The 13,812-nt window shown below is 60.6% G+C and carries 13 protein-coding genes; 4 read left to right on the forward strand and 9 right to left on the reverse strand.

Translation table 11 applies throughout. The annotated features are described in order from the left end of the window. Nucleotides 1–5: 5 nt before the first annotated feature. The 3 genes from M0D66_RS15530 to M0D66_RS15540 are packed head-to-tail and all read right to left on the reverse strand — an operon-like array spanning nt 6 to nt 2,862. On the reverse strand, nt 6–1,484 hold the full coding sequence (locus M0D66_RS15530) for a sodium:solute symporter (RefSeq protein ID WP_093645097.1): 1,479 nt from the start codon (nt 1,482–1,484) through the stop codon (nt 6–8). Further along, nucleotides 1,481–1,699, reverse strand: coding sequence for a DUF3311 domain-containing protein (locus tag M0D66_RS15535; protein WP_093645095.1), 219 nt, complete (start codon nt 1,697–1,699; stop codon nt 1,481–1,483). The genes M0D66_RS15530 and M0D66_RS15535 overlap by 4 nt, the downstream gene beginning before the upstream one ends. Nucleotides 1,700–1,731: 32 nt before the next feature. Then, nucleotides 1,732–2,862 carry a porin gene (locus M0D66_RS15540; RefSeq protein WP_211706916.1) on the reverse strand — a complete coding sequence of 377 codons (1,131 nt, stop codon included), beginning with the start codon at nt 2,860–2,862 and terminating at the stop codon, nt 1,732–1,734. Between the two features lie 269 nt (nt 2,863–3,131). Here M0D66_RS15540 and M0D66_RS15545 point away from each other — a divergent pair, with 269 nt between their 5' ends. The 4 genes from M0D66_RS15545 to M0D66_RS15560 all read left to right on the forward strand — a co-directional run bounded on the left by M0D66_RS15545 (nt 3,132) and on the right by M0D66_RS15560 (nt 6,311). Next, entirely contained in the window at nt 3,132–4,013 is an 882-nt protein-coding gene (locus tag M0D66_RS15545) for a LysR family transcriptional regulator (protein WP_093645091.1), read from the forward strand. Between the two features lie 197 nt (nt 4,014–4,210). After that, nucleotides 4,211–4,945, forward strand: coding sequence for a haloacid dehalogenase type II (locus M0D66_RS15550; protein WP_211706915.1), 735 nt, complete (start codon nt 4,211–4,213; stop codon nt 4,943–4,945). Between the two features lie 104 nt (nt 4,946–5,049). Next, on the forward strand, nt 5,050–5,775 hold the full coding sequence (locus M0D66_RS15555; protein ID WP_211706914.1) for a haloacid dehalogenase type II: 726 nt from the start codon (nt 5,050–5,052) through the stop codon (nt 5,773–5,775). 41 nt (nt 5,776–5,816) lie between these two features. After that, nucleotides 5,817–6,311: an Lrp/AsnC family transcriptional regulator gene (locus M0D66_RS15560; protein WP_211706913.1), complete on the forward strand. Its 495-nt coding sequence runs from the start codon at nt 5,817–5,819 to the stop codon at nt 6,309–6,311. Nucleotides 6,312–6,374: 63 nt separating this feature from the next. Here the strand turns inward: M0D66_RS15560 and M0D66_RS15565 are convergent, their stop codons facing one another. The 6 genes from M0D66_RS15565 to M0D66_RS15590 all read right to left on the reverse strand — a co-directional run bounded on the left by M0D66_RS15565 (nt 6,375) and on the right by M0D66_RS15590 (nt 13,670). After that, a complete protein-coding gene (locus M0D66_RS15565; protein WP_211706912.1) occupies nt 6,375–7,697 on the reverse strand; it encodes an FAD-binding oxidoreductase in 1,323 nt (440 codons plus the stop codon). Further along, entirely contained in the window at nt 7,697–8,989 is a 1,293-nt protein-coding gene (locus M0D66_RS15570; RefSeq protein ID WP_211706911.1) for an FAD-binding oxidoreductase, read from the reverse strand. The genes M0D66_RS15565 and M0D66_RS15570 overlap by 1 nt, the downstream gene beginning before the upstream one ends. Before the next feature lie 73 nt (nt 8,990–9,062). Then, entirely contained in the window at nt 9,063–10,634 is a 1,572-nt protein-coding gene (locus M0D66_RS15575; RefSeq protein WP_211706910.1) for a DUF3138 family protein, read from the reverse strand. 38 nt (nt 10,635–10,672) lie between these two features. Then, entirely contained in the window at nt 10,673–11,584 is a 912-nt protein-coding gene (locus M0D66_RS15580; protein WP_211706909.1) for an ABC transporter permease subunit, read from the reverse strand. Next, the gene (locus tag M0D66_RS15585; protein ID WP_200561981.1) at nt 11,581–12,552 is read right to left on the reverse strand and encodes an ABC transporter permease subunit; all 972 of its coding nucleotides are present in this window, start codon (nt 12,550–12,552) and stop codon (nt 11,581–11,583) included. The genes M0D66_RS15580 and M0D66_RS15585 overlap by 4 nt, the downstream gene beginning before the upstream one ends. Beyond that, a complete protein-coding gene (locus M0D66_RS15590) occupies nt 12,549–13,670 on the reverse strand; it encodes an ABC transporter ATP-binding protein (protein WP_093645173.1) in 1,122 nt (373 codons plus the stop codon). Before M0D66_RS15590 ends, M0D66_RS15585 begins: the two co-directional genes overlap by 4 nt. Between the last annotated feature and the right edge of the window lie 142 nt (nt 13,671–13,812).

Here is a 13,812-nt window from a genome sequence, read left to right on the forward strand (position 1 = left end):
GGTGGTCATGCCGATTCGACGGAAGTGGCGATACGAGCCCGCAGCGCGCGCTGCGCGGCGCTGATCGCGATGAACACCACGGCATTGGCGAACAAGGCGACGAGGCCCGTGTTGATGGAGGTGAAGGCGATCGGTGCGGCCGGGAAAACAGTGGCCAGCGTCATGCCGCGCCAGTTCGCCAGCGCCAGCACGATTGCGCCCGCGAAGATGCCGCCGAACGCGGCTTCCCGGGTGCCGAACGGGCGCTTCAGGAAACTCGAGGCGAGCATAGGGACGAGTTGCGTCAGCAGGCTCGACGAGAAGATTGCGAGCGCAACGAAGTTCGAACCGCCACGCAGCACGAAGTAGACGACAACCAGCGTGAACAGCGGCAGCGCGATGCGTGCGACGCGCCCGACTTGCCGGTCACTCGCCTGCGGTGCGAAACCTTCGCGATAGATGTTGCGGGCAATCATCGTCGACGCATTGAGCATGATCAGCGAGCCTGGTACCAGTGCCGTCAGCAGACCGGCGCCGCCGACGATCCCGACGAACCACGATGGGAAAGTCTGCTTCACGAGCCGCAGCAGCGCGAGATCGGTTTGCGCGCCTTCGAGCCCATGCACGGTCAGCACCGCGGCGAAACCGACGAGAAACAGGAACGCGATCAACACCTGGTAGATCGGCATCAGCATGGTGTTCTTGCGCAGCGCAGACGCATCGCGTGCCACGTAGACGGCGGTGAAACCATGAGGATACAAGTAGTAGCCCAGCGATGTCAGCAGCAGTGTCGAGTTGTACCAGCTCAGATTGAAACCGTGCTCCGGCATACGCAGCAGTTCCGGATGGACGGCATCGATGCGCGCGAACATCTCGCCAAAGCCGCCGAAGTAGTGCAGCGGCAAATACGTGCCGAGAAAAATCGCAAGACCGAGGATCAGCACGTCCTTGAAGATCGCAATGCTGGCCGAACCGTGGATGCCGGAGACGCTCATATACAGGACCATCAGCGTAGCGCTGATCCAGATGGCCGTTTCCTGCGAGATCAGGCCATACGACATCTCGGAGACGATAATGCCGAGACCGCGTAACTGGATGATCAGCAGCGACACCATTGCGAAGACGGCCACCACCGACACCAGCACGCCGATGGCGCGGCTGTCGTACTTCGAAGCGAAATAGTCGGCGAACGACACAAGGCCGCGTTCCTTCGCATAACGCCAAATGAGGGGCAGCATCCAGTAACCGAATACGTATGCGAGGCAGCCGTACGACAGGATGTAGAACGCCGGCACGCCTTTGCTGTAGGTCCAGCCACTCGCGCCGAGAAACGAGAAGGTCGAGAACGCCTCACCTGCCATCAGCAAGAAGGTGAGCAGCGACCCGAAGCCGCGTCCGCCGACCGCCCATTGCTCCATGCTGAAGGTCTTGCCGCGCCGCGCGTACAGGCCGACCGCCAGCGCGAAGAGGGCAAACAGAACGATGATGACGAGTGCCGGGTTCATTGCCCACCTCCCGTCTGCTCGGCCGCTTGCGCCGCTTCGTCGCGTGTGTCGAGGCAATAGATGATGGCGAGGATGGCCGCCGTTGCAGCCATCCAGAACAGATTCCAGACGAGCAGAAACGGCAGGCCGAACAGGAGCGGCGTACCGGCGGCAATTGAGCCGCCTGAATAGATGCCGATGAATGGCAGCGCGGCTAGCAGAAAGCGAAGTTTCATGGGGTCGTTCCCGAGGTGTCTTGCGTGTCCAGTCAGAACTTCTGACGCAGGCCGGCGACGAACGCCAGTTGTGAAGTCGTCGACGAGGGCGCTGCGATGCCGTCGATCCACGCATGACCGATGCGCGACGAGGCGTTCTGGTAGAGGCCGTTCACATACACGTCGGTGCGCTTGGACAACAGGTACTGGAGACCGGCCGAGGCCTGGTGATAGTGTCCGCTGGCGTCGCCTTGCGACACCTGGGTGTAGGTGTAACCGGCGGCCGCGATCAGCGCGGGCGTCAGCGCGTAGCGCAGGCTTCCCTCGTAGTTGCCGAAGCGCAAGGCGCCACCTGCCGCCATGTTGAAGTCCGTGCCCGTGTAGAGCAGTCCGAGCGTGGCGGGCCCGATGGCATAGGTCGCGCCCGCGCCCCAGATCTGTTGACGCGTCGCGGCGCCGAGATGTGTGCCGAATACGGCGGCCGAAGACGCAAAGTAATTGTCGGATGCGACCGCGCCCGCCGCGCTGCTGGCGGGCTGATTCATACGTGCGTACGCCGCGCCGGCATTGAGTGGACCGTGCGTGTACGTCACACCCGCGCTCCAGCTATTGTTCGCAGCGAAGCCGGTTGCGTTCGAAAAGCCGTACATCAGGTTGGTTTGCAAGCCGGCGATGATCGGCGAGACGTATTTGACCGCGTTGTTGGTGCGGAACGTATTGTTGATGTCGTCGTTGTCGAACGGGTGGGTCGAATACTGGACCAGCGTATTGCTGATCTGGATCGAGCCAAGAATGTCCTGGACGGTGTTGTACTGGCGGCCCAAGGTCAGCGCGCCCAGCTTGTCGCCGCTCACGCCGACCCATGCCTGACGGCCGAACATCCGGCCGCCCTGGCCGGCCGCGCCGTTTTCGAGGTTGAAACCGTTTTCCAGCCGGAAGTTTGCCTTCAGGCCGCCACCCAGATCTTCCGTTCCGAGCATCCCCCAGCGCGGCCCGGACTCGTTGCCGGCCGTCGCCTGCCATGCCGAGTGGCCTTGCTGGTTGTTCGTGTAGGTCACGCCTGAATCGACGATTCCGTACAGCGTGACGCTGGACTGCGCACCTGCCGTGCCCACTAGCATCATGCCTGCGCCGATGCCTGCGAGTGGTTTTCTCCAACTTTTCTTCAACTGCGTTTGCTGCATGCCTGTCTCCGGGTATGTGTCTCGGTGTGGCGCTTTTTTCTGCCGGCACGGCGGCGTCATGCCGCGTTTCGCCCACATTCGAGTTTTTTGTCTGATGTCGACGCGGAGTAATCGGCCGTCGAGTGGCCACCGCTTCGACATCGCTTGATGTTATCCACGTCACCCAATATTCAAAAATTAAATGTTCAAATGCATATCAGTGCGAAATCGAATAGTATTGATTAGACGTATGCCCTTATCCGGCATGGCGGCGTCTGACTGGAGGCTCAATGAAACCCAACGCCAAAGCGCGTACACCGTTGTTCGATCTGGATCTGCTGAAGGCCATCGTCATGGTGGCCGATTGCGGCACCTTTACTGCGGCTTCCGCACGACTTCATTCCACGCAGTCCACCATCAGCCAGAAGGTGCGGCGTCTCGAGGATATGGCGGGGCACAAGCTACTCGAGCGGGGCAGTCGCGACGTGAGTCCGACCGATGCCGGCGAAACCTTGCTCGCCTACGCGCGCCGCATGCTTGCTCTCAACGATGAAATGATTGAAGCGCTCTCGGGCGCGACGGTGGGGCTGACGGTCCGGCTGGGCGTGCCGGAAGATTTCGTCGGCGGGCCGACAACCCATATGCTTGCCGCGTTCAACCGCAAGCATCCGCAGGTCAAGCTGGAAGTGACCAGCGGATTGAGCCGCGACCTGAGCAATAGCTACGATCGGGGCGATCTGGATCTGATTCTCGTGAAGCAACGGCGTAACAGCCGTGAGGCCGTTGCGTGCTGGCCGGAGCAATTGAGGTGGATCGACAGTGCGAAGAATCCTTCAATCCACCTTGATCCGATTCCGATCGTCGCGTTTCCGCCGCGCGGGTTATACCGTGACGACATGACCAACGCGATCGAAGGACTCGGGCGCCGCTGGCGGATGAGCTTTATCAGTTCGAGTTTGAGCGGAATCCAGGCAGCTGTTGCCGATGGTCTCGGGATCAGTCTGCTGCCCGCGCGCGCGGTGCTGGCGGATCACGCGGTGCTGACATCGAAGAGCGGGTTGCCTTCGATCGAAACCATGGATATTGCGCTGCTGCATCGTCCGACGGCGGATGCCGCTGTTAAGGAGCTTGCGCGCGCGTTGTCGCGGATGTTTGGGCCGCAGCGGCGATAACGTCTGCTTGGGTGCCTGCAGCAAGGTATTCAGCGATCGCCTTTTGCTAACATGCCAGGCAGAAGCCAGCAGCAGATTCTGCTGTTGGTGTGCGGACGAGCAACAGAGATTGCCGATGCGGTGGACCACATAAGTAACGGTTGCTGGGCGTGCCCAATAGACTATGTCTAGCTCACCAACCAACAGGAGGCGTTACTGTGAAACTGACCGACTTCGATACACTGACTTTCGATTGCTACGGCACGCTCATCGACTGGGAAACGGGTATTTTCGAGGGTTTGCGTCCGCTGCTCGAACGCGTCAACCCGCCGCTGACGCGGGATCAGGTTCTTGAAGCACACGCACGTCATGAGTCGTCGCAGCAGGCCTACACGCCGGCCAAGCGTTACCAGGAACTGCTGCCGATCGTGTACAAGCGACTCGCCGAGGAATGGCAGGTGCCTTTCACGTACGAGGAGTGCCTCGCCTACGGCAAGTCCATACGCAATTGGCCGGCATTTGAGGACTCGGCGAACGCGCTGCAGTATCTGAAGAAGCACTACAAGCTGGTCATCCTGTCGAACATCGACAATGACAGCTTCACGTACAGCAACGCGAAGCTTCAGGTCGAATTCGATGCGATCATCACCGCAGAGGACGTCGGCTCCTATAAACCGTCGCCGCGAAACTTCGAGTACATGTTGGACAAGCTGGAAAAGCTGGGTGAGCGCGGCATCCGGAAGGAGAAGATCCTCCACACCGCCGAGAGTCTGTTCCACGACCACAAGCCCGCGAACGCGTTCGGACTTGCATCGTGCTGGATCTATCGCCGCCATTCGCAAACCGGTTTCGGCGCAACGATGAACCCCGGTGAGCAACCCACTGTGAACTTCCGATTCAACAGCATGGCCGAATTCGCGAAGGCTCACCAGGAAGCGCTGCTGCAGAAGTAAGTAGTCGATAAGTTTACCGGCCTTTGTGCCGGTTTGATTTGCCGCGCCGGTGCGGGCGCGGCGAGTTCCGCGCAAGCCGGAACACCCCAGTTAAGGAGCCCTTCATGCGGCTGACGGATTTTAAGGCCCTGACGTTCGACTGCTATGGCACCCTGATCGACTGGGAATCGGGCATCGTCGCGGGCCTGTCAGCATTGGTCGCATCGCTTGACCCGCCACCGACGCGCGACCAGGTGCTGGAAGCGCACGCCCGCCACGAGTCATATCAGCAGAACGCTACGCCCGACATGCCGTACAACCGGCTGCTCGAGGTGGTCTACAAGCGGCTCGCGGAGGAATGGGGCGTCAGCTACACGCGCGAGCAGGCGGAGGCCTATGGTCGTTCGGTGCGCAATTGGCCTGCGTTCCCGGATTCGGCAAGTACGCTGCAGTATTTGAAGAAGTACTTCAAGCTGGTCATCATATCGAACGTGGACAACGAGAATTTCACATACAGCCGCGCCAGGCTGCATGTGCCCTTTGACGTCGTTGTCACGGCTGAGGATGTGGGAAGCTACAAGCCGTCGAGCCGTAATTTTGAATATATGCTCGACGTGCTGTCGAGACTCGGCGTGCGTAAGGACGAAATCCTGCACGTCGCGGACAGCATGTACCACGATCATGAGCCGGCCAACCGGTTAGACATTCGTTCATGCTGGATTCATCGGCGCTTCGAGCAGCGCGGGCTCGGCGCGACGATGCGCACATTCGCGGAGCCTTCTGTCGATTTCAGGTTCACCAGCATGGCGCAGTTCGTCAAGGCGCATCACGAGGAGCTTTCCCGCGTTTAGCGGGAAAGCCGGTTCGCCCGCCGATTCGAGAACAGAACGATATGAGCAACCGACCAAAACTCGACCGGATCGACATCAAGATCCTCGGCGAATTGCAGAGGAACGGCAACATCACCAACGCGAATCTCGCGGCCGCGGTCGGTCTTTCTGCGAGCCCGTGCCTGCAGCGCGTCAGGCGTCTTGAATCAGCCGGTGTGATTTCGGGCTACGGTGCGCACGTGAATGTCGCGAAAGTGACCAGCATCGTGTCAGTGTTCACGGAAATCATGCTGCATGATCATCGGCGCGACGACTTCGTGCGTTTCGAGGCGAACGTGCGCGATCTCGACGAAATTACCGAATGTCACCTGGTGAGCGGTGGGTACGATTACCTGCTCAAGTTCGTCGTCAAGGACATCGGTCACTACCAGGAAGTGATCGAACGCCTGCTCGACCGCAATCTCGGCATCGAGAAGTATTTCAGTTACATCGTGATCCGTTCGCCGTTCGTCAAGCACGGAGTGCCTCTCGACAAGTTGCTGACAGATGATGACTGAAGCTACGCAATTAGCGTGGTTGGAGCACTGGCCGATCTCACGTCTTAAAGCTCGAAAGCCTGCCTAGAACAACTCCAGAATCCGGTGATACATCATCCCGAGTTCCAGCGCCGGCCCACGTAATGCCGGGCCGCCCGGAAAGCGTGCGTGCCGCAGTTGCGCGAACAGATCGAAGGCCGCGGTCTCACCGGCCATAGCTTTCGCAATCACGCGCCCGGCAATCCCCGTCAACGCCACGCCGTGACCTGAAAAGCCCTGCACGTAGAAGTAGTTCGGATCGATCGAACCGAAATCGGGTGCACGATTGCGCGTTACGTCGACAAAACCGCCCCACGCATAGTCGATTCTCACATCGCCTAGCTGCGGGAACACGCCGATCATGCGCTTGCGGATTTCCTCGCCGAGTTGCACGGGCGACGCGCCGGTCGAACTCGCGCGGCCACCGAACAGCACGCGATGATCAGCCGACAGACGGAAGTAATCGAGGAAGAAGTTGTTGTCGCAAATCGCCTCACGTCCTTTGATCAGTGCGTCCGCGCGTGGCTGACCGAGCGGTTCCGTGGCGACAATGTAAGAGGCAATCGGCGCGATGCGCGCGGCCACTGGAGCCGGCAACACGTCGCCGATCGTGGCATTGCCGCATGCCGCGACGAAGCGGCAGCGTACCTCGCCATTGGCGGTCCGCACGACAGGCCGTGCACCACGCACGACTTCGATCACCGGCGAATGCGCAAACAGTTGTGCACCTTCACGACGTGCTGCATCGGCGAGACCGAGGCAGTATTTGAGCGGATGCAGATGACCGGAAAACGGATCGTAGACGCCGGCCAGATAACGTCGCGAAGCGACGCGTGAACGCACTTCATCGGTATCGAGCCACGAGAGTTTCGTATAGCCCCAGCGTTGCGACGCCGATTCCATCCACGAACGCAAATCCGGCACGCGTTTCGGTTTGGTGGCCACCGTCAGATAGCCGGCGGTGAAATCGCAATCAATGCCGTAGCGTTCAATGCGCTCGCGCACCAGAGCCACGCCTTCCACTGACATCGCCCACGCGGCGCGTGCGCCGTCGAGTCCGAGTTGCCGTTCGATGATCTCGTCTTTCGCGAAACCCACCAAGGTCTGCCCGCCGTTGCGGCCCGACGCGCCCCAACCGGGACGATGCGCATCGAGCACCACCACCGACAATCCGCGCGTCCGGCATTCCAACGCCACCGACAAACCGGAAAAACCCGCGCCAATCACGCAGACGTCGGCCTCCAGCGTGCCGTCGAGCATCGGATCGTCGGCCGGCGGACGCGTGGCGCTCGCCTCGTAGTAGGAGTTGGCGATCAGCGCATCGGCGCGGTGGTCGAGCGTGTTGAAGCCGGGAGTCGGTGCATTCATCAAAGCAGGTCCTTCATTCGATACCAGGCCATCGCAAGGACGAGGGCAGGGGTGCGCAGTGTAGCGCCGCCGGGGAAGTCGCGGTGGCGAATCTTGCCGAACAGATCAAAGCGCGAGGTCTGACCATCGATCGCTTCGGCGATCAGCTTGCCCGCGAGCCCGGTAGTGTTCACGCCGTGGCCGGAGAAACCCTGCGCGAAATACACGGTAGGCGATAGGCGGCCGAAATGCGGCGCGCGATTCATCGTAATGTCGACGAAGCCGCCCCACGCATAGTCGATTTTGACATCGTCGAGTTGCGGGAAAGTCTTCAGCATATCGCGGCGCATTGCTTCACCGAGGTTGCGCGGCGCGAAGGTCGAATAGCTGACTTTGCCGCCCCACAACAAACGATTGTCGGGGGCAGGGCGGAAATAGTCCAGCACGAAGCGGCTGTCGCACACGGCCGCTTTCGCCGGCATCAGCGCTTCGGCGCGATCGGGATCGAGCGGTTCGGTGGCGATCACGTAGGTGCCCACCGGCATGATCTTGCTGGCGAGATCCGGCGCGAGTTGGCCGAGATACGTATTGCAGGCGAGCACGACGAATTGCGCATTGACTTTGCCACGAGCGGTTTCGGCCACATGCCGGCCGTTTTCCTGGCGCAACGCGGTGACGCAACTGTCTTCGAAAATCCGTACGCCGGCCTCGCGTGCCGCGCGCGCCAGACCGAGCGTGTAATTCAGCGGATGCAGATGGCCGCTGTCCGCATCGAACAATCCGCCGAGGTAGCGCTGCGATTGAACATAGTTGCCGACGCCATCGGCGTCGACATAGCTGAAACGGTCATAGCCGAAACGCCGTTGCGCTTCGTCGCGCCATTTTTGCAGTGCATCCGTATCGCGCGGCTTGTTCGCCGCGGTCAGGTAACCGATGGTCAGGTCGCAGTCGATCTGATGCTTCGCGACGCGTTCCTTGACGATATCCAGGGTTTCGAGCCCCATGTCCCAAACACGCTTCACGTCATCCGCGGGCATGAACTTCGCGAATGTGTCGATATCGCAGGCAAAGCCGCCGATCAACTGGCCACCATTGCGGCCGCTCGCGGCCCATCCGACTTTCGATGCTTCGAGCACCGCGACCGAGTGACCGCGTTCGGCGAGGTTCAACGCAGTCGAGATGCCGGTGAGTCCGGCGCCGATCACGCAGACGTCGACGTTAAGCGTTTCTTCGAGTGGGGGATGGCGGGTGGTGTCGTTAGCGGTTGCTGCGTAATACGAGGCGACGTGAGGCTGGTTTGAGAATCGGAGCATAGGCAGAGCATGCAGAAGAGGCCTTGGCGCGTGGCCCGCGGTAAAGCCGGGCCACGCGATGAGGCGGGTCGTTTTAGAACGAGTAGATGAACTGCGTTGCGAGCAGGTCGTTGGACTTGCCGTACGAGCCGTCGTTCTTCAGGAACACCTGTTTGTTCGCCCAGTCGTGGCGGTATTCCACCTTGACCGTGATCTGCTGGGTCGGGTAGAACAACAGATCGAGCGAAACGTCCTGGCGGGTTGCGCCCTTGCACTCGAAGCCGAGACCGCCGTTGGCCTTCGAATTGGCGAGGCAGTCCGCGCCGATACCGAAGCCGTCGGCAGTGTCCATGCCGTTCGAATTCAACGCGATGCCACCGCCGCCGCCGCCATTCTTGCTGTCGACGAGCAGGTCGTAACGGGCGGTCACGCCCATACGGCCCACCACCGGCAGCGAGAACTTGCGGTGCGCGAGCAGCGAGAGGCCGTACCACTGTGCCTGGCCGCCGTTGAACGCGGCGTTCTGCTGCTGACCGTAGTCGAGTTCGGCGTTGTACTGCACGTCCGCCAGCGTGTAGGTCAGGTCGGCTTCGGTGAAGAAGAACGTACCGCCCGAGCTCGGCGCCTGACCGCCTACGCCGTAGCTGACCGCACCAGTGTTCGCATCGATCGCGCTAGGCAAGGTCTGACGGCCGATGTTGAACGAGCCACCCACATCCAGTGCGCTCGACCACGTGTAGTCGACTCGTCCCGTGAGGGTCGGGATCTTGTTGCTGGTCGTGATCGGATCGCCCAGCGCATTGGTGCCGACCTGCGTCGTCGCGCCAAACGTGCGGTACTGTTCGTTGCCGAGGAAGAACTTCCACGCCCAGTTACCCGTCGCATAGTTCGCGCCGATACCGATGTAGCTGCCCGGATCCGAGAAGTCGTACAACAGGTTGTGCGTGAGCGTCAGCATCTGGTTCGATTGCTGCACTTCATAGCCGCCGAAGCTCGGAATCAAACCGGCCACGAGGGTCGTGGTCGCCGTCAACGGCACATTGACCACGGCCGTGTTCAGGATGTTGTTGCCGATATCGCCGTGCTCGTTCGAGAGCAGCGTAATACCGTTGCCGCGGTTCGGCATCAAGGTGATCTCGGCCGACGGCGCCATCGGGCCGACACCGAAGGTCTTCTTGATGTCTAAGTACAGATCGCCGAACGTGCTGTTGAAGTAGTTGTAGCTACTTTCATGGTTCGCGAACAGGAACGACGAGCTGCTCTGCGCGCGGTTATACATGTAGGTCGGATCGATATAGCCCGTCACCGACAAGCCGGCGATCGGCCCCGTGTTCGCCGCGTCCACCAGCGAGTCGACCTTCAACTGCTGATTGGCGATCTGCTGCTTCATCGAATCGACCTGGTCGTTGGTCAGCGTCGCCTGCGCCTTGCCGTAATCCGGCGAGGAGATGTCGACCGGCGCCGCCACCACAGCCGGAGCCGGTGCCGCGGTGGCTGCCGCCGCCGCTTTCGGTTTGGACGCTACCTCGGAACGCAACTGCTTCACCTCCTTTTGCAGTGCGTTGAGCTGGGCCTGTAGCGCCTTGATCTGGTCGCTGGTGGCGTCTGCCATGGCAAGGCCTGGCAAACTCCCCGCCACCAACAGACAGATGAGCTTCTTTCTCATGCAAATTCTCCTTATTGGTCGTATTGCAAAAGGACTTCTTATGCGCGTGCCGTATCGAGCGACTTTCGTACGACGGCTTGTTGTGGTGCTGACGGTAACGGGTCGGCGGCTTCGGCGAGTGCGAACGCCATCTGCATGTCGCGGTTGCGCTTGCGCTCACGCACCTGCATCCAGCGGTTCACGCCGATCACGCCGATCGTCACCGTGGTGATGAAGATCGTGGCGAGCGCGTTCATTTCCGGATTCAGGCCAAGACGAACACGCGAGAACACGACGAGCGGCAGCGTGGTCGAACCGGGACCGGAGAGGAACGCGGAGAGCACGAGATCGTCGAAAGACAGCGTGAACGACAGCAGCCAGCCGGACATCAGAGCCTGCGAGATCAGCGGCAGCGTGATCAGGAAGAACACCTTGAAGGGCGTTGCGCCGAGATCGAGTGCGGCTTCTTCGAGCGACTTGTTGAGCTCCTTCACCCGCGATTGCACGATGATGGCCACGTACGAAACGCACAGCATCACGTGGCCGATCCAGATCGTGAAGAGGCCACGGCCCTTCGGCCAGCCGAGCATCTGTTCGAGCGCGACGAACAGCAGCAGCAGCGAGATGCCCTGAATCACTTCAGGAATCACGAGCGGCGCGTTGATCATGCCGGCGAACAGCGTGAAGCCGCGAAAGCGTCCGAAGCGGGCCAGCACGAAGCCGGCCCATGTACCGATCACCACCGATGCACACGCGGTCAGCAGACCGATTTTCAGCGACAGCCACGCTGCACTGAGCAGTTCGCCGTCTTGCAGCAATGCGCCATACCATTTGAGCGAAAAGCCGGACCAGACCGTAACGAGCTTCGACTCGTTGAACGAATACACCACGAGGCTGATGATCGGGATATACAGAAACAGAAACCCGAACGTCAGTACGCTATTGGAAAGCGTTCTATTTGGCTTGATCATTTCGCGCCCTCCAGTTCCTTGACCTGGTAGTACTGGAACACGGCCATCGGCACGAGCAGCAGTAGAACCATGGCGACGGTGACAGCGGATGCCATCGGCCAGTCCATATCGTTGAAGAATTCATCCCACATCACGCGGCCGATCATCAGCGTATCGGCGCCGCCCAGCAGTTCAGGAATCACGTACTCGCCGACCGCCGGAATAAACACCAGCAGACTGCCGGCGATAATGCCGTTCTTCGACAGCGGCAAGGTGATGCGCGTGAACGCGGTCCACGGTTTGCAACCGAGGTCGTAGGCCGCTTCGAGCAGCGTCAGATCCATCTTCACCAGGTGCGCATACAGCGGCATCACCATGAACGGCAGATACGAATAAACCATGCCGATATAGACGCCAATATCCGTGTGGTAGAGGCGCAACGGCGAATGAATCATGCCGATGGCCATCAGCGTGTGATTGAGCAGGCCGTCGTCCTTCAGGATGCCGATCCACGCATAGACGCGGATCAGGAACGACGTCCAGAACGGCAGCATCACGCCCATCATCAGCAGGTTGCGTTTGGTCGGCTCCGAACGCGCGATGTAGTACGCAATCGGGTAGCCGATCAACAGGCAGAAGAAGGTTGAGATTGCGGCCATCTTCAGCGAGCTGATGTACGTGGCGACGTACAGATCGTCCTGCAGCAGGAAGGCGTAGTGGCTCAGCTGCATGGCGAAGTGCACCATGCCGTCCTTGACCGTCACGAGATCCGTGTACGGCGGAATGCCCAGGCGCAGATCGGCGAAGCTGATTTTCAGCACCAGCACGAACGGCAACGCGAAGAACACGAAGAGCCACATGAACGGCACGCCGATCACGGTCGTGCGGCCCGAGGGCACCAGGAACGAGAGGCGTTTTTTCAGCGAGCCGAGCAAACGGCTGCCGGACGGCGCGCCGAGCGCCGCGGGGGAGGTAGTGGGATTGCTCATTGCGTCAGCACCACGCCGCTAGCCGGCGACCAGTAGACGAACACGTCGTCGTTATAGGACGGCGCACCTTCGCTCATGAGGTGCGAGCTGGAGAGATTCGACACGACCGTCTTGCCGCTCGGCAGGCGCACGTGATAGAGCGAATAGCTGCCCATGTACGCGACGTCCGAGACCACGCCGCGCGCCCAGTTGTGCGGCGTCGAGGGCTTGTCGAGCGAGACCTTCACGCGTTCCGGACGCACCGAGATGCCCACCGGCATGCCAAGCGGGCCGGTAATGCCGTGGCTCACGTAGATGCGCGATTCGAGGTCTTCGCTTTCCACGAAGATGTGGTCAGGTTCATCCGCGACCACGGTGCCTTCGAACAGGTTGGTCGAGCCGATGAACTCGGCCGAGAAGCGGCTATTCGGAAATTCGTACACCTGGCTGGGCGAGCCGATCTGCACGATGCGGCCTTCGCTCATCACGGCGAGGCGGCCGGCCATCGTCATGGCTTCTTCCTGATCGTGCGTCACCATCACGCAGGTCACGTCGACCTTCTCGATGATGTTCACCAGTTCGAGCTGGGTCTTCTGACGGATCTTCTTGTCGAGCGCCGACATCGGCTCGTCGAGCAGCAGCAGCTTGGGGCGCTTGACGAGCGAGCGGGCCAGCGCCACACGCTGCTGCTGTCCGCCGGACAACTGGTGCGGCTTGCGTTGCGCGTATTTGCTCATCTGCACGAGATTCAGCGCGTCGGCAACGCGTTCCTTGATCTCGTTCTTGGGCGTGCCTTCCTGCTTGAGGCCGAACGCGATATTCGCTTCGACGCTCATGTGCGGGAACAGCGCATATGACTGGAACATCATGTTGACGGGCCGCTTGTACGGCGGCATCGCGGCGAGGTCTTCGCCGTCGACGAAAATGCGGCCGGACGTGACCGACTCGAGCCCCGCGAGCATGCGCAGGAGCGTGGACTTGCCGCAGCCGGAGCTGCCGAGCAGCGCGAACAATTCATTCTTCGCAATGCTCAGATTGACGTTGTCGACAGCAGTACTGTCGCCGAATTTCTTCACGACATTTTCGATGCGAACGAATTCGTCCGATTTCGATTTTGTCGTCGGTGCGGGGCGGGCCATCTGGGTGGCGCCGGCTACGCTTGTTTGTGTCGTCGAGTTCATGATGTAACCATTCCTTGCGGATCGCGAGCGCAAGTGTCTCCATACGAGTCGCGGAAAGCGGCTCGCAAGATGCGCTGCGATCGGAAAACATGGGACTGCG

Origin of the sequence: Paraburkholderia sp. SECH2 (genome assembly GCF_030464795.1) — a bacterium.
Taxonomy (GTDB): domain Bacteria; phylum Pseudomonadota; class Gammaproteobacteria; order Burkholderiales; family Burkholderiaceae; genus Paraburkholderia; species Paraburkholderia aspalathi.